Raw genomic sequence first — 24,479 nt, forward strand, 5'->3', positions numbered from 1 at the left:
TCCCTTGATTTTGGTGGACGTGGCAACCATATGAACAGGGCGGTGCGCTCGGCTATTCCCGCCTGACTTCGTTCAGACCAGGAGGCGAGCCAGTTCGGCGGGCCTGGACATCATGGCCATGTGGCCACCGCCCATTTCTATCGGCGCGATGCCCAGTCGGTCGTGCACGAGGGTGCGCATGAAGTCGGCGGGGAAGAAGAGGTCGTCGCGAAGCAGGATGAACCGGGTGGGAACGTCGGGCCAGGAAGTCAATGGCCACGGTAGACCCATCGGGGTAGCGGATTGGCCACGCTCGTATTGCGCTGCCTCGCTGCACTGTTCGGGGGTGAGCTGGTTGTAGAACACGTCGTCGTCGCCGGAGGTTCGGTGTCCGGTGTTGGCCCACCAGTCGCCCGGGGCCTCACCGGCGGCCGGGATCATCGCGGAGACCAACACCATTCGCTCGACCGGCGCCCGATCGCACACCAGCGGTGCGGTGAATCCGCCGAACGAGTGCGCCACCAGGACTACATCTCGACGCGCGCCAATGGCCGCTACCACCACGTCGGCATATTCGCTTAGTCCTGCGGTGTCGTCCTCGCTCGGCAACTGCACCGGCACGGCCTCGTGGCCGAGGCCGCGCAGTTCGTCCGCCACCTGCCGCCAGTAGCCAGCATCGCAGCCGGCTCCCGGGATCAGCATGAAGGTGCTCATACCCTTTGATACCAAGGCCCACCGACAACATCCCCGCCCCGCAGTGCATTTCGGGCGATAGTGGTCGCATGGGCAAAAGTGCAACGGTTGCGGACGCTTTCACACCACTGCTGCGTCTCGCGTTCGGAGCGCAACCGCCAATACGATTCGAGTTCTGGGATGGCAGCGCGGTACAGCCGGACGGCGATCCGCCCGGCACCATGCGAATCCGGTCCAAGGATGCGTTGAGCCATATGGTCTGGGCCCCAGGGGAACTCGGGCTGGGGCGCGCCTTCGTCTCGGGTGCCGTGGATCTCGACGGCGATATCTTCGGGATCCTGCGCGCTCTGCAAGACGCGGTGCCCGGCAACGCCCGCCTCGGTGTCGCCGGGGCTTGGCAGGCGGCCGGTGCGGCGCGGCAGTTGGGTGCGCTCACCCATCGCCCGAAGCCGCCGCCGGAGGAAGCGCCGCCCGCGCGTGGGCGGCTGCACACCCGGAACCGCGATGCCGCGGCGATCAGTCATCACTACGACGTCGGCAACGACTTCTACCGCCTCGTGCTCGGGCCGAGCATGACCTACTCGTGCGCGCGGTTCGCCGCCTCGGACGACGACGGCCGAGCCGCCGCGGGCCCCACCGTCTCTCTCGAGGACGCCCAGCACGCCAAACATGATCTGATCTGCCGCAAGCTCGGGCTCGGCGACCGCCCCGGCATGCGGCTGCTGGATGTCGGATGCGGCTGGGGGTCGATGGCCATGCATGCGGCCTCGGTGTACGGCGCGCAGGTCGTGGGCGTCACGATCAGCAATGCCCAGGCCGAACTGGCCCGCAAGCGCGTCGTCGAGGCCGGACTCGCCGACAATGTCGAGATCCGCCAGACCGACTACCGCGACCTGCGCGGCGAACAGTTCGACGCCATCTCCTCGATCGGCATGTTCGAACATGTCGGAGCCAACCGCGCCGCAGAGTATTTCGACACGCTGCGCGCCCTGCTCCGCCCCGAAGGCCGCCTGCTCAACCACGCCATCTCCTCGATCGGTGGTTCGACGATCCGGCCGCGATCCTTCATCGGCCGCTACGTCTTTCCCGACGGCGAACTCCTCGACGTCGGCGAGGTCGTATTGGCAATGGAGCGAGCCGGATTCGAGGTCCGCGACGTCGAATCCCTGCGCGAGCATTACGCGCTCACCCTGCGCGAGTGGGTCGCCAACCTGGAATCCGGCTGGGCGCAGGCGGTTTCACTGGCAGGCGAAGGCCGAGCCCGAGTCTGGCGCATCTACATGGCCGCCTCCGCCCTGGGATTCGAGGACGGCGGCCTCGGCCTGCACCAGGTCCTCGGCGTCGTCCCCGATTCCCGAGGCCACTCGGGTCTCCCCGCCACGCGCCGCGACTGGCGCTAGGCGGGCCCGGAATGGCGGCTGACCCGACACATCGGCGCGGTCAGGCGTCGATGGCCTGATAGATCGTGCGGAGATACGCCTCGCTGCGGGGCGACCCGATGAGGCCGGGGCCCATCTTGTTCATCGCATAGGTGATGGTCATCCGGCGGTCTACGTCCATCACGACCATCGAGCCACCCCAGCCGCCCCAGAAGCAGATCCGACCGTCGGGGATGTACGGGACGGTGCGCGGTTCGGGTAGCCCGTATCCGATGCCGAAGCGCAGCGGGACGCCCAGCACCAGGTCGGGTCCATTGCTTTGTTCTTCGAAGATCAGCTCGATGGTGGCGGGGGTCAACAGCGTTGTGCCGTCCACGGTTCCGCCGCGGGGGATGACGGACATGATGCGGGCGAGGGAGCGGGCGTTGGCGTGGCCGTTGTAGGCGCCCAGGTCGGCGCGCCGCCACGGCGCGGTGTTCGCGGCGTCGGCGTCGAGCGGGGGTGTGCCGAGGGTTCTGCGCAGCAGGTTGTCCTCGGGGAACGCGGTGAGGTCGAACGGAAGTGGCGGCGGGGCAACGACATCGGAGATACGGGGCCAATCGGATTCGCGGGCGCCGATCTGGAAGTCGGCATCCAGAGGTCCGGCGATCTCCTCGGCGACGAACTGCGCGAGCGTCTTGGCTGTCACGCGACGGACGACTTCGCCGAGCAACTGGCCGAAGTTCTGGGCATGGTATCCGGACGCGGTTCCCGGTTCCCACCACGGCGCCTGGGCCGCCAGGTGTGCGCTGGCCAGGTCCCAGTCATAGAGATCATCGAGACCGAAAGGTGGTTCCCAGCCGGAGATTCCGGAGGTGTGCGAGAGCAAGTGACGCAGCTCGATGTGTTCCTTGCCGTTGGCGGCGAACTCCGGCCAATACTTCGCGACCGGTGCGCGGACGTCGAGCACTCCGCGGTCCACCAGCATCAGCACCGCCAAGCTGGTGACCGTCTTGGTGCTGGACCACACGTTGGTGATGGTGTCGCGCTCCCACGGCCGGGTCCGTCCGCTGTCGCTGTAACCGCCCCACAGGTCGGCCACGATCTCGCCGTCGATGTCGATGACCATCGAGGCGCCCAGCTCCTCACCCGAGGCCAGGTGCTGCTCGAAAACGGTTCGTAGCGCGTCGAATCGAGGGCCGCATTGCCCGCACACAGTCACGAGGTAATCCCTTTCGGTATATAGGCCGGATCGCCCAGTAGCGCCGCCACCGCGATCGCGGCCTTGGTGGCGTCCGGGTCGTCCCCGGTGATCAGATCCGCATAGATGAACGATTCGGCGATCCGCGCGATCAGGTAGGCCAGGTCGTGCGCGGACATCGGATGGATGAGGTGCCCGCGGTCGAGTTCCTGCTGCACCAAACGCTCTATGGCGCTGACGATCTCATGCTGAACCGGACTGTCCTTGGTGGTGAGCAGCCGCAGCGCGCGTTCGGGTTCGCGGCGCAGGTAGATCCGGAAGAACGGCGCATCGATCAGCGCCTGCGCGAAAGCGCCTGTCACATCCGCGATCCGGGCGGCGCCGGTACGCGTGGTCGCCGCGACGGCGGCGCGCTGCGTCGGTTCGGCGAGTGACCACAGGATGGTCGCGAGCAATTGGTCCCGATTGCCGACCCAGCGGAACAACGTCGACCGGTCGACCCCCAACTCGACCGCGAGCTTCTGCATGTCGAGCCGGTCACCGGCCAAGAATTTGCGCCGCGCGAGGTCGACCGCCTGATTACCGAGAACCGCGCTGTGACCGAGACCACTCATGCATGCAACATACTCAGATTCGATGCAACGAATCAAGACTTTGTTGCACGATCAGGGAATCGGCGGGTTCTGCCAATCGCGCCCGACCTTCCGGATCATGGACGGCCACACGATAAGTCGGCGAAATGGGGCGATCGCGGCCATGTAGGCCGACCCGAGTATTCCGTTCGGCTGCACCAACATGGCCATCTGGCCGCGGTAGACACCGGGGACCTCAGTCGGCACCCAGCTGACGTGCAGCACCGCGTGCACCGTCCGATTAGCGCTCTCCGATACCCACTCGTCGTGCGTCCGGTACACCGAGGTGAACGGAATCATGCGGAGGTCGGGACCCGGCGGAGCATCACGCAGATCGGCGGGCAGCCGGTCGCGCAACGTCGGCGCCCCAGCGCCGACCGCGAAGTCGGGACGGTCCCAGCCGAACAATTCTCCGAGTTTCCAGCGGACCTCGAACAGGGCACGGACCACCCGGGAACCATGTTCCCCAACCCCTTCGGAGAGCTGCCGCACCAGGCGGGGGAAGTCGTCGGGACCTCCTGGCGTCGGCAGCGCCCACACGTCCTCGAGGCGGAAGTCGCTCGCGATCTCATGAATTCGCCACGGCCGGGCCGTGTGCGCGGTTTCCGGCAGCCTCAACACGGTTCGAGCCATGCGTCGAGTCTCGCAGTTCGCAGAACCTCGAGCCATCACGACCGATCGGCGGGTCGTTTCGGCCACCCGGAACCGCATCCGGATCCCGGTAGGCTGAGCGGTGATGAAATCCAGGTTCGCGGCCGATGAGGCGGAACGGCGCGTTAGGGCCGTCCGGGACGATCCCGCCGGGCGGGTCGCACTCGCGGCCGAGGCCTATCCGGCAGCGCTGGTGGGTTACGGGCGCGCCGAATTGGCGTTCCTGCGTTGGGAATTGGCCCGTGGCGTGCTGCATCCCGAGTTGGGGAGCCCCTGGTGGCGGGCGGTCAACGACCGGTTGTTGCGCGACAAGATGGAGGGCCGGATCCTCGCCGCCGAGGGTGGGACGGCGTCGACGCCGGGGGCGCGAGGGTGGCAGGAGTTTCTGGCCGCGCCATCGCCCTCGAGTTGGTATCGGGCTCACAATCGCAGTGTTGTGTCGGGGTATCTCGACCATGTAGAGCTAGCCGTGAACGAGTGTGCGGCAGAACGATTCATGATCAATGTGACGCTGGCGCGCATGCTGTTCACGCATGCACTGATCGAGCGGCCGGGGCTGCTGCTCGGGCGGTTCGCCCGGCTGGGGCCCCGGGCCGGCGATCCGCGCACTCGATCCGTGGGGTTGTTCCTGAACCTGCGCAATGTGTTTCCCGAGGTCTACCCATTGGGCGATATCTCCGTGGAGCAGGTGATCACTCTGGAGGGCCGCGTCGCCCGGATGATCGACTACGGCCTGATCGTGCCGAAACTCGACGCCACTTACGATTTCGCCGCCGAAACCCTGCAAGAACCCCGGCTCCCCGCGCTCATCGCCGACGGCGTCCTCCGCTACGCCGGGCCGACGGTCCCGGCCACGGCTTTCCGCGCCGACGCCATAACCCGGCTCGTAGCCTCCGCCACCCGGCGGCACTAGCGGTTAGCTACAGAGAATGTAGTATTCGCGGATAGACCGGCTTCGATGTCGAGGAAGGGAGCAGCGTGACGAGCGCACCGGAACGACGGAACAAGGTGTACGCCCCGCGCATGTCCCCCGAGGAGCGTCGCGAGCAACTGCTGGACGCCGTCCTGAAAATCATTGTGGAGCAGGGTATTCACAAGGTGTCGATGGACACCGTGGCCCGCGAGGTGGGCGTCACCCGCCCGGTCGTCTACAGCGTCTTCTCCGACACCGACGACATCCTGAACGCATCGCTCGATCGCGAACAGGCGGCCGCCGTCGCCCAGGTGCTCCCCCTGCTGACGACGCTGCAGGCGTCCCACGATCCGGCGACCGCGCTACTGGAATACCTTGACGGCTTCCTCACCGCCGTCCTCGCCGCCCCCGACCGCTGGCGTGCCGCCTTCAGCCTGGTCGACAGCACCACCCCGAAATTCCGCCGTCGCGTCGAAGCCCAACGCAAAGCCGTCATCGGCTTCTTCGAGGACTATCTGCGCGGGGCCCCCATCCCGCCCGGCACCGATATCGAGATGACCGCCCGCGTCATCTTCACGCTCGCCTGGGAGGCCGGCCGCATGATCCTCTCCGAGCCCGAGATCTTCTCCCGCCGCCGCCTGCTCGCGTTCGCCCGCACCATCATCACCGAGCATTTCACCCCCACCGAATAGCGCGGGAGCGACCGGGCGGGGTGGCAGGTCCGTGATCGGCTCGTCGCCGTCGGCGACGGCAAAGGTGTTGCCGCCCAGTCGTTTCGCGCGATACATGGCGGAGTCGGCCCGGTGCAGCAGTCGCCGGAAGGCGGCCTCGTTCCATTCGGCGTCCGGTTGCGACGCATCGAGGATCGCGACGCCGACGCTGGCGGTGATCGTGACGGGCAGGCCGGGTGTGGTTTCGATGGCGGCCCGCAGTCGCTCCCCCACGGCCGCAGGATCCTCGCGCAGACAGCCGACGACGACGAACTCCTCACCGCCGGTGCGGGCTACGAGAGCGTCTGCTTCGACACTCGCGCGCAATCGCTGTGCGGTGTGCACCAGCACCTCATCGCCGAACGGATGCCCGAAGGTGTCGTTGATGGTCTTGAACCGGTCCAGATCGACCGAGGCGACGTACCCGGACAAGCGGCCGCAGCGGCCGATGTGCGCGGCCAGCGAGGAGTCGAGGCCGCGGCGATTGAGCAGCGTGGTCAGCGGATCCGACAGCGCGTCCACCCGCACGATCCAGTGGCACACTTGCACGAACGGCAGGATGACACCGACCACCACGACCATCACCAGAATGATGTCGAGACCGAGGGCCAGATCCTGATATCGGCCTTGCGACCCGCCACGCCCGGTACTGGGCAGGCGACCGGCGGCGATCAGCGCACCGAGGGTCACCGCCGCGAGCATCGACCACGCGACATGCACTGCCAGCACCCGCGGCCCGTGGAACACGGTCACATAGCCGCCCATCGCCATCAGCAGCACGATCCCCAGCACCGCGATGACGCGATCGTGGGCCAGCAGATTGTTGGCGGCGGTGTCCAGGTCGAACAGCGCGATCCAGATCAGCGATTCGATCTCCCGCGGCCACGGCAGCAACCACCACCGCAGCGTCCACACCGCGGCCACCGCGGCCTCCACCGCGCCCTGCCAGCCCAACGGTCCCGAGAGATCGCCCTGCGCGACCGCGGCCAGCACCGCGATCAAGAGCATGACGATCCCCCCGGCCCCGAGCATGATCTTGAATCCGCGTAGCGCGGAGTGCGATTGGAGGGTTTCGACCAGCCAGCGATAATCGACCCGGTCGCGCCACCAGGTCCGATACAGCGATCGAGCGTCGGTCATAAACCGCCTCGGGGCGTCAGGTCATCCTGTGTTCCGGCCAGCGTATTCGTACCTCTTTCCGCAGGCTATGAGCATTTCACGGGTTTCGCAACGTGAGCTCACGGACCAGCCACTCCGCGGATGATTCCGATCACCCGGCCGACGTCAGCGCGTGAGTGATCTCGCCGTCGCCCGGGACGGCACGTCGACGGCGGCGTCGACTTCGACGGCAGGGCGGTAGCTGTAGTCCTCGCGGTCGAAGCGGACCGCTTTGCGGTAGGTCTTGAGCAGCGACCAGGGGCGAATGTACGGGGATTTGCCCTGCGAATTGATGAAGTAACTGTTGGAGCCTTCGCAGCGGGTTTCCAAGTAGTAGGCCAGGTTTCGGCCACTGCGGAGGATGTCCCGATGGAAGCGGTCCTGGGCTTCGGGTCGGACCTCCACCACGACGGCACCGCGCCGGCGGGTTTCGTCGATGACGGCGGCGATATGGCGCATGGCGTTTTCCACGAAGTAGTGGAATGCGGTGCCGGTCCAGGAATACGGGCCGATCATGATGAAGCGGTTCGGGATTCCCGAGACCGAGGTGCTGTAGTAGGCCTTGAGCTCCTCGGTGTTGTAGAAGACGCCGAGGTCGAATCCGGCACGGCCGATGACGGTTCCGGGTTTGTAGCTCTCGGGGTCGGAGAACACTTCGTAACCGGTGGCCAGCACCAGCGCGTCGATGTCGCGCTCGACGCCGTCCGCGCCGCGGATCCCGTTCGCGGTGATCTCGGCGATGCCGGTGGTGATGAGCTCGACATTGTCGCGGTTGAGGGTCGGCAGGTAGTCACCGCCCGCACCGCCGCGAATGCATACGATGCCGAAGTCCGGCCGCAATTGCTTGCGAATCTCCTTGTCCTTCACCTTGATCCGCACCCAGCCCGCGTAGGCGTTGCGACCGGCGAGGTCGACCAGGCGCGCCCCGGCCCGCCACAGCGGCGCAGGCGTGTAAATGGCCACCCGCAGCGCCGTGTCGACCACCGTCTGCGCGACGCCGTTCGCCACCGCGGAGCCTCCGGGCAGGGCCAGCAGTCGCTGCATCCAGGGGCGCAGCACGAAGTCCGGTTTCGGCAGGTAGACCTGCGGGGTCCGCTGATAGATGTCGAGCCGTTCGACCTGCGCGGCGAGCTTGGGGGCGATCTGCATGGTGCTGGCACCGACGCCGATGACGGCCACCCGCTTGCCGATGAAGTCGTAGTCGTGGTTCCAGTCCGCCGGGTGCATGGAAACGCCTGTGTAGGAGGCTAATCCGGGGATGTCCGGGGTAGTTTTCGCGTTGATGTACGCGCCGACGGCACTGATGACGAACCGGGCGGTCAAGACTTCCCCGGACGCCAGATGCAGCCGCCACAGCGCCTGGTCGTCGTCCCACTCTTCGCGAACAACGCTGGTGTGGAAGCGCATTCGGCGCGGCAGGTCATGGTCGGCGGCGACCTGCTCCAGGTATTCCAGGATCTGATCGCGTTTGGCGAAGAGCCGGTCCCAGTCGGGTTTGCGGGCGAAGGAGAACTGATAGGTGGTGCTGGGGATGTCGCATCCCGCGTCGGGATAGCTGTGGCTGTACCAGGTGCCACCCAGCCCGCCGACCCGGTCGACGATCAGGAAATTCTGGATCCCGATCTCCTGGAGTTTCACTCCGGCGCAGATGCCGCCGATACCCGCGCCGATCACGATGACCTCGTAGTGCGGTGTCACTTGGCATCCTCCTCGGTCCGCCGCTTGCCCCGTGCGGCCGAGCCGTTTCCGTTCGTGGTGATCGACGGCGCTACGACGGTGCGGGCGACCTCGGCGACCCGCAACCGGAACAGCGGACCGATGCCGCCGATCCGATACGCCGTGCGCCACAGCGGCGGGAACCAGGTGGAGAAGCGCAGCGGCAGTCGCGGGGTGACCGCGACGGTCCAGACGAGCTTGGTCCGGTCGGCGCCGAGGTCGGCGAAGGTCATGTCCTCGGCGTACTGGCGCACCAGCAGGTATTGCATCCAGTTCCCGCTCACCACACCGAAGGTGATGCGCCGATCCGGTTCGTAGCGCCAGAATTTCTCACGCTCCACCCACAGGAATCGCAGTGGCTCGAACACCGATCCCATGTCCCGCACCACGCCGACGCCGCGCGCCGCGGAGTCGTAGCGCACGCCCAGGCGGGGGAACGGCAGCCAACTCCAGGCGCGGTCGTCGTCGATGGCGGTCCAGACGGCTCGGACCGGTGCGTCGAAGGTGCTCTCGATGGTGAAAACCAAGGCGGCGCTGTCGAAGACGGAGTCGTCGACCGGTTGCCGTGCGGCGTGTTGGGTGTGCAGGAACGAAGTAATGCTCATGATCGTCTCCGGATCAGGCTATTGGTAAATACGGTGGCTGATCAGCACTTAATTAACGGACAAGTACGTCATCAAAATAAGCCGTCTCAGACAGAAGCGCAAGAGTTGATCCGGGCAGCGCGCGGTCGACATCCCGCCCGGGGCAGCCACATACGATGTGCTGGATGACCGAACCAGCCAAGCGCGGCCGCGGACCCGGCCGGCCACGCGACGAACGCAACAGCGAGCGCCGCCGACGCGAACTCGTCGAGGCCGCCTACCGCGTGTTCACCACCAAGGGGTACGCCGCGGCCTCGGCCGCGGACATCGCCGCCGAGGTCGGCGTCGGTTACGGCACCTTCTACCGCTACTTCGACAGCAAGCGCGCGATTCTCGACGATGTCGTCGACTTCGGCCTCGATCGGCTGCTCACCGAGATCGCGGGTGACGTGTTCGAGCCCGCCGTCCTGGATCACGAGATCACCGTCGACGAGTTGATCCGGACCTGGTCCGGGGCCGTCGAGCGGATGTGTCACATCACCGAATCCGATCCGGCGCTGATGCGGGCGCTGCTGTTCGAGCTACCCGGCATCGACGATGAGCTCAACACCAGAATCCTCGGACTGAGCGGCATTCTCGCCGCGACCGTCGACCGATTCCTTTCCCGCGCAGTCGATTCCGGCGCGATCCGCGATGATGTGAACACCGAGGATGTCGGCTGGATGCTGCTGGCACTGACCATTCCACCGGTCATGCGCGCCTTGCAGGGCCGCGGCGAGGTGGACCGGCGCCGCTATATCGACACCGCGATGGCCGTGCTCACCCCCGGTCTCCAGGCCCGAGTCGCGGATACCGATTAGTCGACGGCCATGTCTGCTAATCTCGGCCGGTCGCCGAAAAGAGGTCGTCCATGACGAAGGACATCCCGCTCTCGCGGGCGCGACGCGGCGCTGAGCTGGGCAAACTCATTGCCGGGCAAGCGGTTCGAGGTGCGAGTGTCACGCTGTTGACGGTCGCCGATACCGAGGCCGAACGCGTCGCCCGTACCGAACGCGCACTCGCCGACGCGGCCGAGGACATCGTCACCGTGCTGGGCAGCATGAAGGGGCTGGCCATGAAGGCCGGGCAGCTGCTGTCGCAGTTCGATCTGCTCGCGGCCTTCGGCGCGGACACCCTGCCGCCGCGGCAACGGGAACGCTTCCAGCACAAGCTCGCCGCGCTGTGCGACCAGAGCCCGCACGTCCCGTTCGACCGGATGCGCTCGGTCATCGAGAGCGATTACGGGCGCGAGATCGGCGCGGTATTCAGCGAATTCGACGAACAGCCGATCGGCGCGGCCTCGATCGGCCAGGTGTACCGCGCCCGGCTCGCCGATGGGCGCGCGGTCGCGGTCAAGGTCCAGTACCCCGGCATCGATATCGCCATCCGGGCCGATCTGAAGAATCTCGCCCTGCTGACCCGCCTGGTGCGCGGCATCGCGCCCGCCCTCGCCGACCACGCGATGCTGCGGGAGATCACCACCCATTTCGCCGACGAGATCGACTACCGCGCCGAAGCCGATCACCACCGGACCATCGCCGAGCTGTACCGCGATCACCCGTTCATTCGCATCCCCGCCATCGAAACCGAATTGTGTACGGCCCGAGTACTTGTCACCGAGTTGGTCGAGGGTCTCCGCTTCGACGAGATCGTCGCCCTGCCCGCCACCGAACGCGACCGCGTGGGTGAAATCCTGCTGCGCTTCTACGTGGGATCGATGCTTCGGGAGCATCGCTTCACCGGCGATCCACACCCCGGCAATATCCTGCTCGCACCCGACGGCAAGGTCGCCTTCCTCGACTTCGGCCTGTTCAAACACATGGACGAGATCGCGGTCGACTTCGAACTCGCTTGTGCCCGAGCCGCCGCCGAGTACCGCGGCACCGAACTCCGCGTCCTGCTGGCGGATTACGGTGTGCTGGAACCGGATTCCCCCGCCACCCCCGACGAATGCCTGCGCCTGCTGCACGAGGTCTCCGGCTGGCTCCTCACCGACGCCGAGATCCGCATCCCCGAGGACGCCGCCGCGAACTCCCTCCTGGCCTTCGTCGATCCCCGTCGCGGCTACTTCGAGAACTGGCGTCGCGAATATGCCCCCGCCGAACACGCTTTCGCCCGCCGCGTCGAATACGGCACCCTAGCCCTCCTCGGCAAACTCCACGCCGCCGCCAACTGGCACCGCATCGCCCGCGAATGGTTCTACACCGAGCCACCCCGCACCGAACTCGGTGTACTGGAAGCTGATTGGCTCGCATCCCGCGCGACCGAGTGACGCGACTGCCCGATTCGGCCGAAGTCCGGGTAGGCGGTGGTGCGGCCGAACAGATCCACCCACGACCGGTCGCCTGGGTCCGGCAGCACGCGTACCGCGAACAGGTAGGCCCGTAGGGCTCTCAGTGCGATCGCCCGCCGCCGACGGGTCGGCCGTGACAGCCGATGCGCGGCGAGCAGGTCGTCGTCGCAAATCGACAGCAGGAGTACTGATCCCGCGGAGCGTAAGGGCCGGGGAAAGCGCGCGGCGAAGTCGGCGATCATTGCGTCGGCGACGGCGCGGCCTCCGGTGGTGAATGTCGCGTTATCCCTTTCGTATTGCCGCGTCCAGTTCATGAAATCGGCGCTGGAAGGCGGGATTTCGGTGATCCCCATGCGTTCACCGACACCTCGCCAGAAGAAATACAGCGCGTCGAGTTCACGCCCCGACATGATTTCGACGCCGAGCACCTCCGCGATCCGCCGCGCCTCGAGACTGAGTGACGCCAGGGTGTAGAGGTTCTGATCGTTGGAGATGCGGTAGCGGGCGTGGATCTCGTTGAGCCGGTCGATGACCTCTCCCCCGCGCGCAGAGGTGTATCCGCAGCGCAGGATCTCGCCGAAGAAGACGAGTGTGTCGTCATTGCGTTGCCGCGTCATCCGCATGATGTCGCCCGTCCCGCTGCGATGCACCGTGCGCGCGATGGACGGGATCGACATCTGCCGCAGGAATGCCAGCGTGTAGGCCGCCGCGGCGAAAAGCGAGTTGCCGTAGCGAACTTCGAGCAGCAGATGGGCCATGCGTTCGTGGTCCCGTTCGGGATCGAGACGGTCCAGCTCCGCACGTACGCACCGCAGACGCGATGCCGTTGCCACGGTTACCGCCCTACCGAGTCGCTCGCGGCGGCAGCGTCGGTGAAACGCTGGGCGAGATAGTCGAAGGCGGGGTATTGCGCAGCGAGGTATCCGGTGAAGTGGTCGCCGGGGGCACGGGTGCGCTGCACGGAAACTCCTGCGGCACTGTAGTTGTCGAGCAGTGAATCGGTCTGGCCGAGCGGAACGACCTCGTCCCCGAGCGAGTGGAATTCGGCGATCGGCAGCCGGGGCGTCGCTTGTCCGAGACTGTTGGCCCGCAGGAGCGCGGCCAGACTCGGGTCCCGCAGCGGATCGGGAACGGTGACGAAATCGGCGACGTCCCGGAAGGCGTACTCGGCCAGCAGATCCGCGACGCAATCGGTGGCACTGTCCGCGACCGCGGCGCGGCCGGAGTCGTTGAGCAGCGCCGGTATTCCGGCGTCGGGGTTGGCGCGCGCCAGTCCGATGATCGCGCCGATCGCGAATCCCACGAAGGGCCCCCGGTTGACGGCATTCAGCAACACCGGCAGGTCGGCGGGCAGCCCGCCGACGGCCGCGGCGGTCAGGTGCAGCTCAGGAGCGTAGCCGGGCTGTTGTTCGGCCGCGGCCATGGAGGCGTAGCCGCCGCCGGAATAGCCGGTGAGCCCGATCGGCGCCGCACGATCGAGCCCCGCCGGAGCGAAATCGAGTGCGGCGCGGATACCGTCGATGACCGCGTGCGCGGTGTCGGGGTAGCTGACGAACCGGGATTCGGGGCCCTCGTAGTCCGAGACCACCACGGCCCATCCATTGGCGAGGGCGGCGGCGATCGCGACCGCTTCGGCCTGTCCGCTGCCCAGACCCGCACCGAATCCGGCGCGCAGCACCTGCGATGGCGCGCAGCGGGTACCGACGGCGTCCTCGGCGATCTGATAGGACAGCAACGGCCGGGGTCCCGGTCCGGACCAAGGGGTGTGTGGAACCAGGAGGGTCGCGACGGTCGCGGTCTGCACGTACGCGGCCCCCGCCGTCTTGTACCGAATCTGCCACGCGGCAGCGGACATCGGCAGCAGGAGGGCGGGCGCGTCGATCGGTCGCGCGGCCAATACCGCGCCGTCGGGATGGTCACCGATATCGGCGGGCACGGCGTAGAACGGATCCTGATCGGGCTTCGTGGGCGCGCCGGGCAGTGTCGGCAGCAGCGGTGCGGCGGTGGCACAGACCGGCTGGACGGCGGTCAGCGCGGCGGTGGCCAGTACGGCGGCGGTGACGAGATGTAGTCGCTTCATCGAGACTCCTGGTGGATCACTATCGGTGCACGCGGTCGTCGTGCTGGTAATGCGGGTCGGGGTTGTCGATCAGGAGGCCGGCCTCGGCCTCGCAGATCGCGCCCACCGCGTCGAGGAGCACGTGTGCGCAGCCGACGGCCAGGACATCGGAGTCATCGTTGGGTTCGATCTCCCACTGCATGACGAGATCACTGGGATCGCCGTCGATGCGCAGCGTGTAGGCGGCGGGCGCGCCAGGTCCCGCGGCGGGGTATCGAATCGCCTCCAGGGTGAGGAAGTGATGGTCGTCCAGGTAGGCGCGTTCGGTCAGGGTGACCCGGTCGGAGAGTTGTTCGAAGTCACTGACGATGCGAACGGCGGCGGCCTCGGCGGCATACAGCTCACGGGCAACCGATTCGATTGCCGGACGGTAGGTTTCGGTCCGGGGAGGGGGTTCGACCGGATCGGCCGACCGGGATTCCACGAATCGGATGTGCCGGATCGAGCTCATCCCCTGGGTCGCGGTCAGCACGAATCGCTGGATGAGGAACTGCGCGAACCCGGTGCGGTACAGCGTCGAACCCCCGCGACGGCAGCTGTCGAGCAGCGTGTCCTGGTCGGTGCGCAGGTCGGCGGTCGTCGCGACATTGCGCCCGGCGGCCAGCAGTTCGAGGATTGTGCTCTCGGCCTGCGTATCCCGAGGATCGGGTGCGACGAGAACGCAGTCCGCATCGTCGGTGACGAGTTCGAGGTCGGCACGCTCGAGGATCTGCACACCGATCGCATCGGCGAGAATTCCACTGCCGTGCAAGGCGACTCGGTAGGTCATGAGATGCTCCGATACTTCGGACTCGGGTCGTCGATCAGGACACCGGGCGCGGCGGTGCAGGCCGGACCCACCGCGGCCAGAAGGGCATTCACCGACATGACGGTGATCGGGTTCAGTGCCCCCCGCAGCGTGGACGTCGCGATCTGACCGCGAATCGTGGCCGGTTCCCCGGTGATCTCGAAGGTGTAGCCGCCGTGGTCGGGGAAGTTGCCGAAGGGCAGATCGTCGCCGTAGTACGCGTTTTCGGGCGTGAGGTACCAGCTCTCCTCATTGGTGAAGAAGTGGTGGTCGCCGAGATAGCCGCGATGGGTCATGTGCATGACCGCGACCGATCCGGCCTTGATCACCGTCGAGCCGACCTGGATATCGGAGCGCGCGGGGATACCGCGCAGGGACCGCGTGACCCGAACATCCTCGGGCATAGCGCCGTAGAGCGCGTGCGCCACATTGCCGGTGAGATCGCCGTAGTAGAAGTCTCCGGCTTTGGCCAGCACCCACTCGTCGTCGATCTCGGCCGGGTCGTGCCCGAATCCGAAGTAGTCCAAGCCACCCCACATCCCCTCGGGCGCGAGTGAGAAATCCAGTGCTTCCACGAACCGGATGTGCGACACCTCGGTCAGCGGCTGACACAGTCGCATGAGCTGGCGTTCGACCATGAAGGTCGGGTGCACGCCGGTGCCGTGCAGCGCACTGTTGCCGGTTTCGCAGGCCCGGACGATCCGTTCCGCGCCGGCGCGCGCCGGGAACCGCTGTGCGGCAAGGCCTGTCAGAAAGGGGTCGGTGAGGAAGTCCAGTCGCCGCAGCCCGGTCAGAGCCCGCGCGACTCGCAGGGCGGTCCGTTCCGAATTCGACCGCGCCACACCGCGAGTGCGGGCCATCGCCCGCAGTCGCGCACTGGGCGAGTGCGCGCTGTTGTACCAGTTCGGCATGGCCACGTTGTGGTAGGCGGCCGTGGTCACCACGCTCTTGCCGGACTCCAGCAGGGCGATGACGTCGTCATCGAGACCCTCGAAGATCGCCGTCGGCAGCGGGGCCATGATCACGCAATCGGCGTCCAGCGCCAGGATCTCCGCCTTCGACCGGGTGGCCCGCACCCCGATCGGCCCGATGCCGACCAACTCCCCCGCATCACGCCCGTCCTTGTGTGGACTGAACACCTTGACGCCGACGATCTCAAAGTCGTCGCTCGCGTGCGCGGCCCGCAGTACCGCTCCGCCCACCTCGCCGGGTCCCCAGATGATCAGCCGATAGGGCCTGCTCATCAGGCCTCCGTTCCTCATAACTTATACGGTGAAAGTTAAATTACGTGACGTAAGTTACACTCGTCAAGTGGTTCAGGAGCGAATGCCCGCGACACAGCGGCGCGATCAGATACTCGACGTGTGCCGCCGCTTGGCCGACGAACAGGGCTTCGGCGCGGTGACGATCAACGCCGTCGCGGCCGAAAGCGGCGTCACCCGCACGGTCATCTACCACCAGTTCGGCGGTCTGCTCGGCATGCAGATCGCCCTGCTGGATCGTGAATTCGAGAGCGCGGCAGCGGGATTCACCACCGCCGTCACCCCGATCGACGAGGAACTGTCCATCCGCTCGATCGTCGAACGGGTCCTGGCCGTCGTGGATGAGGACCCGGCCACCTGGCGGCTGTTCATGATCCCACCCGAGGGCGCACCGCCCGAACTCTACGAACGCCTGAGCTGGGCCCGCACCACGGTCCTGGACTACCTGGTCAACCTCGTCCGAACCGGCACCGCCCCAGCCGATCTCACCGACACCGACCTCACCGCCCGCACCCTGCACGCCGCCTACGACGAACTCGTCCGCCTACACCTGCGCGACCCCGAAACCTACACCGTGGCCCGCATCGCCACCCACGCCGAACGCATCACCGAAGCCATCCTCGGCGTCGAATCCGGCCACCGAATCCCGCCCGGCCCGATGCCCGCACCCCACGTCGAAAGTACTTAAGTACGACAGATTCCCGGGCCGCCGGATCTCCATAACGTTGTCATCAGCACAAACGACCACGGAAGATCCGGAGAATCCGATGCCCTACTTCGATTCACACGACGGCACCCGGCTGCACTACCAGGACTGGGGTACCGGGCAGCCGGTGCTGTTCCTCGCCGGCGGCTGGTTGAGCAGCACCTCCTGGGAGTTGCAGATGCTGCCGCTGTCCCGGCAGGGACTGCGCACACTGTCCTACGACCGGCGTGGCCACGGCAAGTCCGACTGGGTCGGGCACGGGTACGACTACGACACCCTGTCCGAGGATCTGGCGGCCTTCCTGGAGCACCTCGACCTGCGCGATGTCGTGGTGGTCGCGCACTCCATGTCCGGTGGCGAACTCATCCGGTACCTGACGCGGCACGGTAGCGAGCGGATCAACCGGATCATGCTGGTCTCCTGCACCCTGCCGTTCCCGGCGCAGACCGCCGACAACCCGGACGGCGTCCCGAAGGCCATCGCCGACGCGGTGAACGCCGCCCGCGCCGCGGACCGCCCGCTGTGGATGGAGCAGAACGCGCAGGCGTTCTTCGCCACCCACCTGGGCAACCAGGTGTCCTCCGCACGCATCGAATGGATGATCCAGAAGTGCATGGACTGCTCACTGCTGGCGGCCGACGAGATCATGGAGACCATCTTCACCACGGACTTCCGCGCCGAACTCCGCGAAATCACGGTGCCCACCATGATCATTCACGGTGACGCCGACGCCTCCGCGAACATCGACATCTGCGGCCGCAAGACCAAGGACCTGATCCCCGTGAACACCTACAAGGAATACCCGGGCACCGGCCACGGCATCATGATCACCCACGCCGCCCAGCTCAACGCCGACATCCTCGACTTCATCAAGTCCTGACCTACCGGTCCCACGGCGGTCAGGTTCCACTGACGAAGACGCCGCCCATGGCTCCTCGACACCCGGTCGCCGCAGCCAGTGAGCTGGGTATCACGTCCTGGTTCGCACGTGCTCGATCGACATCGGCTCGAGATACCTCCAATAGGGGTGCGACGCCGAAGTAGATATCCAGTGGCGTGGCATTGGCATCAGGCACGCACACCGCGAGAACGACGAGTTGCTCGTCGGAGATGCCGGTGACAGTGGCACCATCCCGGACCGGAACAATCTTGGGCTTGCCGATCGGTATCTCCGCCTTGCGATCGGCAAGCCCCAGCTTCTCCTCGACCGCAGGCACGGTCTCTCCGATCAGCGAGCCGAACATCACGAGGTGATTGGGCGGTGGTGTTTCAACCTTGGTGGGCGAGGGTGCCCGCCATGCCAGTAGAGCCCAGACAGCGGCGAGAACGACCACCATCGTGCCGATGATGATGACGGGCTTGCGTATCGACATGCCTTCACCTGACCCTTCCCAGCTGGGCCCACCCGAAACCTGCAGCACTGGAGGATTCGGGTGAGTGTCGGCAAGTACAGCTGGAAACCCCTTGTAAACGGAAGTGGAGTGCCTGTCACACCCGACTGGAAACCGCTGTCACACCCGGGTTTACACAGGTCACAAACCCGGTCAGCGGTAGAGGTCTTCGATGAGAGACGCGTAGCGGGTGTCGATGGGTTTGCGGCGCAGTTTCATGGTGGGGGTGAGGACGTCGGAGCCGGGTTCCCAGAAGTCGGGGACGATGGTGAACTTCTTGATCTGTTCGACTCGGGAGAGTTTGGCGTTGGCTTGAGTGACGGCGGATTCGATGAGCGTGTGGAGGGCGGGGTCCTTGGCGAGGACGGCGGGGTCGGCTGCGAGGCCGGACTTTTCGGCGTAGGCGGCGGCCGTGTCGGGGTCGAGGGAGATCAGGGCGACGTTGTATTTGCGGTTGTTGCCGATGGCGACGGCCTGGCCGATCAGCGGGGAGAAGGCCTTGATCCAGTTCTCGATGTTGGACGGGGACATGTTCTTGCCGCCCGCGTTGATGAGAAGTTCCTTCTTGCGGTCGACGATCGTGAGGTAGCCGGCGGCATCGAGTTCGCCGATATCGCCGGTGCGCAGCCAGCCTTCGGGGTCGAGGGCCTCGGCCGTCTGAGCGGGCTTGCCGAGGTAGCCCTTCATGACGATCGGGCCGCGCACCAGGACCTCACCGTCCTCGGCGATCATGACTTCGCTGCCGGGCTGGATCGTGCCGACCGTGCCGAGGCGGATCTGCCCGGGCGGGCTGAAGGTGGCCATGCCCGATAGTTCCGACATGCCCCAGGCGTCGGAGAGCGGGATGCCGACACCGTGGAAGAAGCGCAGCACATCCGGTGAGACGGGGGCCGCGCCGCAGATGGCGATCCGCACGGCGTCCAGGCCGATCGCGGCGCGCAGCTTCGACAGGACCAGGGCGTCGGCCACGCGTTCCTGCAATCCCAGCAGGGCGCTGGGCGCACCGCCGTCGAGACGCGCGTCGGAGGCGGCCCGGCCGACGCCGATCGCCCAATTGGCGAGAACCGCTCGGACACCGGTCGATTCGGCGACACGCTGCTCGATGCCCGCCCGCAGTTTCTGCCAAACCTGCGGCACCGCACCGAAAATGGTGGGGCGGGTATCGGCCAGGCCGGGCAGGAAACCGGTGCGATCGGCGACGGTGGTCACCTGATCACCCACAACCTGCAGGTTGTAGAGCGCCGACCAGCGGTCCACCACGTGCGCCGACGGCAGGAACGACAGCAGTCGGTCGGCCTCGGTCAGGCCTGCTTTCCGCTCGGTCGCTTCGACCATGGCGAGGATATTGGCGTGGGTGAGCTGGACACCCTTGGGGTCGCCGGTGGTGCCCGAGGTGTAGATCAGGGTGAGCGCATCCTCGGGTTCGACGGCCCGCCAGGCGTTTTCGAAGTCGAACTCCGGATCACCCTGGGCCGCGATGTCTTCGACCGCGAGGACACCCTCCGACTTGCCGTCCACGCAGGCGACGATGACCGAGTCACCCTTGCCCTCCGCGATTCTGGGCAGGTATTGCTGCTCGCAGACAACAACTTTCGCCCCCGAATCACCCAGCAGATACCGGATCTGCTCCGGCGAAGAGGTGTTGTAGACCGAGAACGCGACCGCGCCGAGATGCTGCAACGCGACATCGATCGGATAGAACTCCGGCCGATTGGCCATCATCAGCGCCACGCTGTCACCCCGGGTGACCCCGAGCGCCGCGAACCCGGCGGCCAGCGCGCGCACCTGCTCATCCCACTGCCGAAAGGTCAGCGTGACGGTATCGCCGCTGGTCCGCACCGCGACCTTGTCCGGTTGCCGCCGGACCGTCGCTTGAAAGGCCGCACACATCGTGGTCGCCGTGCCGGCGAGGGTGTCGCTCACTACCGAATCCTCTGCACTCTGTTGACTGAATAGTGCCAAGAGTGCACTCTGGACCCCTAAGAGTGCAATAGCGATGGACGGGTAACACGCTACCGCCGTGAAGGGAGGGAAGAATGTCGACGGTGACGAGCAGTCGAACCCCCTCCCTGCGTGCCGCCACCCGGGAGCTGGTGCGCGAACGCATCCTCGTGGCGGCCACCGACCTGGCGGGCGCCGCCGACTGGAAGAGCATCCGCATGACCGATATCGCGGAGCGGGCGGGCGTCAGCCGCCGAACGGTCTTCAACGAATTCGAGTCCAAGGCCGGCGTGCTCGAGGCGATGGCGTGGCGACACACCGGCCTCTATCTCGGTGAGGCCGGGGCGCGCCTGGAGCAACACCGTGACGATCCGGTCGGCGCGGTCACCGTGATCACCGAATTCCTGCTCACCGCCAGCGCCGAGGACCCCCTGGTCCGCTCCGTACTGGACGCTCCTGCCGACGAGCCGGGCGAGTTGCTCTCGCTGGTGACCACCCGTTCCGCACCCTTCGTGGCGGCGGCGACCCAGTTCTATGTGGCCTTCGCCGAACAGCATTGGAGCGGCCTGATCCGGCCCGACATCGATATGGCCTTCTTCGTCGAAAGTCTGGTGCGGCTCGTGTTCAGCCATCTGATCCGCCCCTCCGGGCCGCCCGCGGAAACAGCACACGCCATCGGCGGACTGTTCAAGGCCCTGCTCATCGCATCCGGACCGCCCTCGACCTAACCGAAACACACTGGGCGGCAACAGATATCGAAAGGACTCGTCAACGATGACGAACTCTGACCGACGCGTACGGCCGACACCCCCGGCGCACTATCACGCGGGTTCCGGCGAGCCGCTGGTGCTGCTGCACGGCGCTACCAGCTCCTGGCGCTGCTGGGAATCGCTGCTACCCAGCCTCATCGAACGCTACGAGGTGTTCGCCCCGAACCTCCCCGCGCACGCGGGACGGCCCGGCGTACGACCGCTCACCATCGACGGGATGGCCGAGGCGGTCGAATCCTTCATGGACGAGGCCGGATTCGGCACCGCCCATATCGTCGGCAATTCGCTCGGCGGCTGGGGCGCAATGGAATTGGCTCGTCGCGGTCGCGCCCGCAGCGTCGTGGCCCTCTCCCCCGCCGGCGGCTGGACCCCGGACGAGAAGCGCATCCCCGCGATCTTCCACGCTATGCGGCGCGCTATGACGCTCGGCCGTCTCACACTGCCCGCCGTCATGCGCGTTCCCGCGTTGCGCCGCAACCTGATGCGCATCGTCTGCGAGCACGGCGATCGACTGACCACCGAGCAGGCACTCGTCGCCTGCTACGACGCCCTCGCCTGCACCCTGATGGCGGACCTACCCGACCCGATGATCGCCCAGACCGACCCCTACGGCGACCTCCGCATCCCAATCCTGATCGCCTGGGGCGAACACGACCGCCTCCTCACCACGCCCCGCTACTCCGCCCCCTGGCGCGCCCTGGCCCCCACGGCAACCTGGCACACCCACCCCGGCGTCGGCCACGTCCCGATGTTCGACGACCCCGCCATGATCACCGACACCATCATCGACTGGGTCACCCGCGCGACGACCACGCAGCGGGCGAGCTGAGATGGGTCGGCCGACGATAAAGTGGCAGACGTTGAGTCGGCGCGAGCTCGCCCGCCTCCGCGCTACGGACGAGTTCGGGGTGTATGACGACCTCCCGCAGGGCGAGGTGCTCGAGGTGCGCTCCGCCGACGGAACACCGATTCACACCGAGGTTTTCGGCCCGGCGAACGGCTACCCGATTGTGCTGTCGCACGGGATCTGTTGCGCGATCCCGTTCTGGGCGAACCAGATTGCGGCGCTTTCGCCCGAGTACCGGGTGATCGCGTTCGATCATCGCGGTCACGGCCGCAGCGGGCGACCGCCCGCGGACGGGTGGACCGTGGAACGTCTGGCTGACGATCTCGACGCGGTGCTGCGTGCCACGTTGCGGCCGGGAGAGCGGGCGCTGATCGCCGGTCATTCCATGGGCGGCATCACGATTCAAGCTTGGGCCCACCTCCATCCCGAGAATGTCGCGCGCTTCGCGGATTCGGTCGCCTTGATCAATACGACGCCCGGCGATCTCACGCAGAGCATGGGTGCCACGCTCTCCGAGGGCCGGATGCGTAAACCGCTGTCCACCATCGTGGATCACCTGTTCCCGTTCCTGTTCGAACGGTTCTCCGGGCTGCCCGTTCCGAAGCGATTGCCCCTACGAACAGCCCTCATGTCGCCGATCGCGATCGGTGCCGCGGCCCACCCGGCCGCGCGAGCACTGATTCAGGAGCTGATCCTCACGACTCCGGCGCGCACTCGCGGCAGCTTCATCCGCATGCTGTCCACCTTGCACGACGGAGATTTGAACGCCGCCGCACTCACCCCGCCCACGCTGGTGATCGGCAGCCGCAACGACCGGCTGCTGGGCTTCGCTCCGTCGCAGCGGCTGGCGGCGCGATCGCGGAATTCGCTAGGCCTGGTCGAGCTCGCGGGTGGCCACTGCGGCCCGGTCGAGCACCCCGACGCGGTCACCGCAGAACTGCGCAGGCTGATCTCGGCCGGTACCTCGATCACTGCCTGACCGCGCCACCGAGAGGACGCAGAGCAGCCGCACACCCGAAAGGTGTGCGGCTTTCGGCGGAGCTCGAGCGCTACTGCGGTGTGCACTCCTCGAGCTTGCGGCGCAGCACCTTTCCGGTGGGGTTGCGCGGCAGCTCGTCGATGAACACGATGTCGCGGGGCACCTTGTAGCGGGCCAGGTTGGCCTTCACGTAACCCTTGATCTCCTGCGGGTCCGGCTGGGTACCCGCGGCGGGAACGATGAAGGCGCGCAGGCGTTTTCCGAACTCCTCGTCGGGGACGCCGACCACCGCGACCTCGTCGACGTCGGGCCGCTCGGCCAGCAGGTTCTCGACTTCGAGCGGGTAGACGTTCTCGCCGCCCGAGACGATCATGTCGTCGTCGCGGCCGTCCACGAAGTACAGGCCGCTTTCGTCGTAGTGACCCATGTCGCCGGTGGACATGTAGCCGTCGATGATCTGTTTGTTCCTGCCGTCGGTATAGCCCTCGAAGGGCGCGACGGTGCGGGAGAAGATGCGGCCCCGCGTATTCGGTGTCGTGATGCGCCGATCCTGCTCGTCGAACAGCGCGATCCGCGCGGTCACCGGCGGACGGCCGACGGTGCCGGGAGCCTGCCGCAGCTCGTGCGGCTGTGCCACGGAGGTAATGGCGACTTCGGTGGAACCGTAACCGTTGTAGAGGATTTCGCCGAAGGTGTCCTGCCAGCGAGTGGCCAATTCGGGCGAGAGGGCCGAACCTGCCACGAAAACCGTATGCAGACAAGACGTGTCGTACTTGCCGATGATCTCCGGTCCGAGCGCGAGGATGCGGTGCAACTGTGTCGGCACCGCCACCAGCATCTCGGCCCGGTGCTCCGCGATGGCGGCCAGGGTGGCTTCCGCGTCGAAGCGGCGTTGCAGCACGATCTTGTTGGCGAGTGCGGTGCCGATCATCCACGTACCCATCCCCGTGGTGTGGAAGATCGGGGACACGATGACCATCGCCCCGCGCTTCGGGAACGGCACCCGGTCCACCACCAGCACCGTCGCGAACGGCGACACCTTGGTGCGCGGCGCGCCCTTGGGCAGCCCCGTGGTGCCGCTGGTCAGGATGATGAACCCGGCGGGTTTGGCCGGAGCGGGCAGGGATTCGCGGCCGTTGGCCGAGATGAGCGATTCGATCCGCACCGCGTCGGCGGGCAGTTCGTGGCCCTCGTCGACCCAGGTCAGGAAGCGCGGCAGGTCGGCAGGCAGAGCGGACAGCAGTTCGCCGAACTCGCTGTCGGCCAGCACCGCCCGCACCTTCTCACGCGCGGCGACCTCGGCGAACTGCGGTGTGGCGAAGCCGGTGTTCATCAGTGCCAGCCGCAGCCCCGCCTTGCCCGCCGCGGCCGTGGCCAACGCCAGCCCCCGGTGGTCGCGGGCCAGCAGGCCCACCACATCGCCCTGGCTCAATCCACTGCGGAGCAGGCCCCGCGCCAGCGCGTTGGATTGCTCGTCGAGCTGCCGATAGGTGAGCACGCCCCGTTCGTCGGCCAGCGCCTCCGCGTCGGGATATACTGCGGCGGAGGCGGTCACGGCCGCCGCCTGCGGCCCGTAGCTCCGATTCAACCAGGCCATCCGCAGCACGCCGTCCGGGCGCCGCAGGTCGACGAAGCCGCGGTCGTACAGGCGTGCAACGGCTTTCACCATCTCGGCCGCGTTTGTCAGGCGATCGGCGAGGGGCGCGGGAATCAGCGCCGAGGGAATCAACGTCATAGCCAGTTCTCCAGA

Annotated in this window: 23 protein-coding genes and 1 pseudogene; 10 read left to right on the top strand and 14 right to left on the bottom strand. The window is 66.8% G+C overall.

Annotated elements, in window-relative coordinates; genetic code table 11:
• Positions 1 to 72: 72 nt before the first annotated feature.
• A complete protein-coding gene (locus tag ACFXHA_RS31545) occupies positions 73 to 693 on the bottom strand; it encodes an alpha/beta fold hydrolase (RefSeq protein WP_379362607.1) in 621 nt (206 codons plus the stop codon).
• Between the two features lie 68 nt (positions 694 to 761).
• On the opposite strand from ACFXHA_RS31545, the gene ACFXHA_RS31550 reads away from it, so the two are divergent.
• On the top strand, positions 762 to 2,072 hold the full coding sequence (locus ACFXHA_RS31550; protein WP_379362608.1) for a class I SAM-dependent methyltransferase: 1,311 nt from the start codon (positions 762 to 764) through the stop codon (positions 2,070 to 2,072).
• A gap of 40 nt (positions 2,073 to 2,112) precedes the next feature.
• Here ACFXHA_RS31550 and ACFXHA_RS31555 read toward each other — a convergent pair whose 3' ends face one another.
• Genes ACFXHA_RS31555 through ACFXHA_RS31565 form a run of 3 tightly spaced genes read right to left on the bottom strand, consistent with a single transcriptional unit; the run spans position 2,113 to position 4,496 of the window.
• Positions 2,113 to 3,252: a serine hydrolase domain-containing protein gene (locus tag ACFXHA_RS31555; protein ID WP_379362609.1), complete on the bottom strand. Its 1,140-nt coding sequence runs from the start codon at positions 3,250 to 3,252 to the stop codon at positions 2,113 to 2,115.
• Complete coding sequence (locus ACFXHA_RS31560) at positions 3,249 to 3,845, bottom strand: QsdR family transcriptional regulator (RefSeq protein ID WP_379362610.1); 597 nt, start codon at positions 3,843 to 3,845, stop codon at positions 3,249 to 3,251. The genes ACFXHA_RS31555 and ACFXHA_RS31560 overlap by 4 nt, the downstream gene beginning before the upstream one ends.
• 51 nt (positions 3,846 to 3,896) lie before the next feature.
• On the bottom strand, positions 3,897 to 4,496 hold the full coding sequence (locus tag ACFXHA_RS31565) for a DUF2867 domain-containing protein (RefSeq protein ID WP_379362611.1): 600 nt from the start codon (positions 4,494 to 4,496) through the stop codon (positions 3,897 to 3,899).
• Between the two features lie 103 nt (positions 4,497 to 4,599).
• Between ACFXHA_RS31565 and ACFXHA_RS31570 the strand changes: the two genes are divergently transcribed.
• Positions 4,600 to 5,427 carry a hypothetical protein gene (locus tag ACFXHA_RS31570; RefSeq protein ID WP_379362612.1) on the top strand — a complete coding sequence of 276 codons (828 nt, stop codon included), beginning with the start codon at positions 4,600 to 4,602 and terminating at the stop codon, positions 5,425 to 5,427.
• Positions 5,428 to 5,537: 110 nt separating this feature from the next.
• Positions 5,538 to 5,690, top strand: a pseudogene (locus tag ACFXHA_RS31575) (TetR/AcrR family transcriptional regulator); the annotation flags it as partial.
• A gap of 99 nt (positions 5,691 to 5,789) precedes the next feature.
• On the opposite strand, the gene ACFXHA_RS31580 reads toward ACFXHA_RS31575, so the two are convergent.
• The 3 genes from ACFXHA_RS31580 to ACFXHA_RS31590 all read right to left on the bottom strand — a co-directional run bounded on the left by ACFXHA_RS31580 (position 5,790) and on the right by ACFXHA_RS31590 (position 9,616).
• On the bottom strand, positions 5,790 to 7,277 hold the full coding sequence (locus tag ACFXHA_RS31580) for a diguanylate cyclase (protein ID WP_379362613.1): 1,488 nt from the start codon (positions 7,275 to 7,277) through the stop codon (positions 5,790 to 5,792).
• A gap of 144 nt (positions 7,278 to 7,421) precedes the next feature.
• The gene (locus ACFXHA_RS31585) at positions 7,422 to 8,993 is read right to left on the bottom strand and encodes a flavin-containing monooxygenase (RefSeq protein ID WP_379362614.1); all 1,572 of its coding nucleotides are present in this window, start codon (positions 8,991 to 8,993) and stop codon (positions 7,422 to 7,424) included.
• The gene (locus ACFXHA_RS31590) at positions 8,990 to 9,616 is read right to left on the bottom strand and encodes an SRPBCC family protein (protein ID WP_379362615.1); all 627 of its coding nucleotides are present in this window, start codon (positions 9,614 to 9,616) and stop codon (positions 8,990 to 8,992) included. Before ACFXHA_RS31590 ends, ACFXHA_RS31585 begins: the two co-directional genes overlap by 4 nt.
• Before the next feature lie 164 nt (positions 9,617 to 9,780).
• Between ACFXHA_RS31590 and ACFXHA_RS31595 the strand changes: the two genes are divergently transcribed.
• Together ACFXHA_RS31595 and ACFXHA_RS31600 are read left to right on the top strand one after the other, a co-directional pair.
• Positions 9,781 to 10,455, top strand: coding sequence for a TetR/AcrR family transcriptional regulator (locus ACFXHA_RS31595; protein ID WP_379362616.1), 675 nt, complete (start codon positions 9,781 to 9,783; stop codon positions 10,453 to 10,455).
• Between the two features lie 50 nt (positions 10,456 to 10,505).
• A complete protein-coding gene (locus ACFXHA_RS31600) occupies positions 10,506 to 11,906 on the top strand; it encodes an ABC1 kinase family protein (RefSeq protein ID WP_379362617.1) in 1,401 nt (466 codons plus the stop codon).
• Here the strand turns inward: ACFXHA_RS31600 and ACFXHA_RS31605 are convergent.
• Genes ACFXHA_RS31605 through ACFXHA_RS31620 form a run of 4 tightly spaced genes read right to left on the bottom strand, consistent with a single transcriptional unit; the run spans position 11,834 to position 16,077 of the window.
• On the bottom strand, positions 11,834 to 12,760 hold the full coding sequence (locus tag ACFXHA_RS31605) for an oxygenase MpaB family protein (protein WP_379362618.1): 927 nt from the start codon (positions 12,758 to 12,760) through the stop codon (positions 11,834 to 11,836). The two genes, ACFXHA_RS31600 and ACFXHA_RS31605, sit on opposite strands and share 73 nt — an antisense overlap.
• A gap of 2 nt (positions 12,761 to 12,762) precedes the next feature.
• On the bottom strand, positions 12,763 to 14,007 hold the full coding sequence (locus ACFXHA_RS31610; RefSeq protein ID WP_379362619.1) for a lipase family protein: 1,245 nt from the start codon (positions 14,005 to 14,007) through the stop codon (positions 12,763 to 12,765).
• 19 nt (positions 14,008 to 14,026) lie between these two features.
• Complete coding sequence (locus ACFXHA_RS31615) at positions 14,027 to 14,815, bottom strand: hypothetical protein (RefSeq protein ID WP_379362620.1); 789 nt, start codon at positions 14,813 to 14,815, stop codon at positions 14,027 to 14,029.
• On the bottom strand, positions 14,812 to 16,077 hold the full coding sequence (locus tag ACFXHA_RS31620; protein ID WP_379362621.1) for a hypothetical protein: 1,266 nt from the start codon (positions 16,075 to 16,077) through the stop codon (positions 14,812 to 14,814). Before ACFXHA_RS31620 ends, ACFXHA_RS31615 begins: the two co-directional genes overlap by 4 nt.
• A gap of 67 nt (positions 16,078 to 16,144) precedes the next feature.
• On the opposite strand from ACFXHA_RS31620, the gene ACFXHA_RS31625 reads away from it, so the two are divergent.
• A complete protein-coding gene (locus tag ACFXHA_RS31625; RefSeq protein WP_379362622.1) occupies positions 16,145 to 16,783 on the top strand; it encodes a TetR/AcrR family transcriptional regulator in 639 nt (212 codons plus the stop codon).
• 79 nt (positions 16,784 to 16,862) lie between these two features.
• A complete protein-coding gene (locus ACFXHA_RS31630; RefSeq protein ID WP_379362623.1) occupies positions 16,863 to 17,681 on the top strand; it encodes an alpha/beta fold hydrolase in 819 nt (272 codons plus the stop codon).
• Between the two features lie 19 nt (positions 17,682 to 17,700).
• Here the strand turns inward: ACFXHA_RS31630 and ACFXHA_RS31635 are convergent, their stop codons facing one another.
• Positions 17,701 to 18,174 (bottom strand): hypothetical protein, encoded by a 474-nt coding sequence (locus ACFXHA_RS31635; protein ID WP_379362624.1) that lies wholly within the window; start codon positions 18,172 to 18,174, stop codon positions 17,701 to 17,703.
• A gap of 171 nt (positions 18,175 to 18,345) precedes the next feature.
• A complete protein-coding gene (locus tag ACFXHA_RS31640; protein ID WP_379362625.1) occupies positions 18,346 to 20,115 on the bottom strand; it encodes an AMP-dependent synthetase/ligase in 1,770 nt (589 codons plus the stop codon).
• A gap of 122 nt (positions 20,116 to 20,237) precedes the next feature.
• Between ACFXHA_RS31640 and ACFXHA_RS31645 the strand changes: the two genes are divergently transcribed.
• The 3 genes from ACFXHA_RS31645 to ACFXHA_RS31655 are packed head-to-tail and all read left to right on the top strand — an operon-like array spanning position 20,238 to position 22,729.
• The gene (locus ACFXHA_RS31645; protein ID WP_379362626.1) at positions 20,238 to 20,861 is read left to right on the top strand and encodes a TetR family transcriptional regulator; all 624 of its coding nucleotides are present in this window, start codon (positions 20,238 to 20,240) and stop codon (positions 20,859 to 20,861) included.
• A 46-nt stretch (positions 20,862 to 20,907) separates the two neighbouring features.
• Entirely contained in the window at positions 20,908 to 21,732 is an 825-nt protein-coding gene (locus tag ACFXHA_RS31650) for an alpha/beta fold hydrolase (RefSeq protein WP_379362627.1), read from the top strand.
• A gap of 31 nt (positions 21,733 to 21,763) precedes the next feature.
• On the top strand, positions 21,764 to 22,729 hold the full coding sequence (locus ACFXHA_RS31655) for an alpha/beta fold hydrolase (protein ID WP_379362628.1): 966 nt from the start codon (positions 21,764 to 21,766) through the stop codon (positions 22,727 to 22,729).
• Positions 22,730 to 22,799: 70 nt separating this feature from the next.
• Here the strand turns inward: ACFXHA_RS31655 and ACFXHA_RS31660 are convergent, their stop codons facing one another.
• Positions 22,800 to 24,464: an acyl-CoA synthetase gene (locus ACFXHA_RS31660; RefSeq protein WP_379362629.1), complete on the bottom strand. Its 1,665-nt coding sequence runs from the start codon at positions 24,462 to 24,464 to the stop codon at positions 22,800 to 22,802.
• Positions 24,465 to 24,479 lie beyond the last annotated feature (15 nt).

The sequence above is a fragment of the Nocardia sp. NPDC059240 genome, from assembly GCF_042753865.1.
GTDB lineage: Bacteria > Actinomycetota > Actinomycetes > Mycobacteriales > Mycobacteriaceae > Nocardia.

Excerpts from the sequence above, each read along its gene's own strand:
- ACFXHA_RS31610 (WP_379362619.1), bottom strand. The coding sequence starts at position 14,007 with ATGAAGCGACTACATCTCGTCACCGCCGCCGTACTGGCCACCGCCGCG.
- ACFXHA_RS31565 (WP_379362611.1), bottom strand. The coding sequence starts at position 4,496 with ATGGCTCGAACCGTGTTGAGGCTGCCGGAAACCGCGCACACGGCCCGG.
- ACFXHA_RS31650 (WP_379362627.1), top strand. The coding sequence starts at position 20,908 with ATGACGAACTCTGACCGACGCGTACGGCCGACACCCCCGGCGCACTAT.
- ACFXHA_RS31595 (WP_379362616.1), top strand. The coding sequence starts at position 9,781 with ATGACCGAACCAGCCAAGCGCGGCCGCGGACCCGGCCGGCCACGCGAC.
- ACFXHA_RS31615 (WP_379362620.1), bottom strand. The coding sequence starts at position 14,815 with ATGACCTACCGAGTCGCCTTGCACGGCAGTGGAATTCTCGCCGATGCG.
- ACFXHA_RS31545 (WP_379362607.1), bottom strand. The coding sequence starts at position 693 with ATGAGCACCTTCATGCTGATCCCGGGAGCCGGCTGCGATGCTGGCTAC.
- ACFXHA_RS31550 (WP_379362608.1), top strand. The coding sequence starts at position 762 with ATGGGCAAAAGTGCAACGGTTGCGGACGCTTTCACACCACTGCTGCGT.
- ACFXHA_RS31620 (WP_379362621.1), bottom strand. The coding sequence starts at position 16,077 with ATGAGCAGGCCCTATCGGCTGATCATCTGGGGACCCGGCGAGGTGGGC.
- ACFXHA_RS31570 (WP_379362612.1), top strand. The coding sequence starts at position 4,600 with ATGAAATCCAGGTTCGCGGCCGATGAGGCGGAACGGCGCGTTAGGGCC.
- ACFXHA_RS31580 (WP_379362613.1), bottom strand. The coding sequence starts at position 7,277 with ATGACCGACGCTCGATCGCTGTATCGGACCTGGTGGCGCGACCGGGTC.
- ACFXHA_RS31630 (WP_379362623.1), top strand. The coding sequence starts at position 16,863 with ATGCCCTACTTCGATTCACACGACGGCACCCGGCTGCACTACCAGGAC.
- ACFXHA_RS31660 (WP_379362629.1), bottom strand. The coding sequence starts at position 24,464 with ATGACGTTGATTCCCTCGGCGCTGATTCCCGCGCCCCTCGCCGATCGC.
- ACFXHA_RS31635 (WP_379362624.1), bottom strand. The coding sequence starts at position 18,174 with ATGTCGATACGCAAGCCCGTCATCATCATCGGCACGATGGTGGTCGTT.
- ACFXHA_RS31590 (WP_379362615.1), bottom strand. The coding sequence starts at position 9,616 with ATGAGCATTACTTCGTTCCTGCACACCCAACACGCCGCACGGCAACCG.
- ACFXHA_RS31600 (WP_379362617.1), top strand. The coding sequence starts at position 10,506 with ATGACGAAGGACATCCCGCTCTCGCGGGCGCGACGCGGCGCTGAGCTG.
- ACFXHA_RS31560 (WP_379362610.1), bottom strand. The coding sequence starts at position 3,845 with ATGAGTGGTCTCGGTCACAGCGCGGTTCTCGGTAATCAGGCGGTCGAC.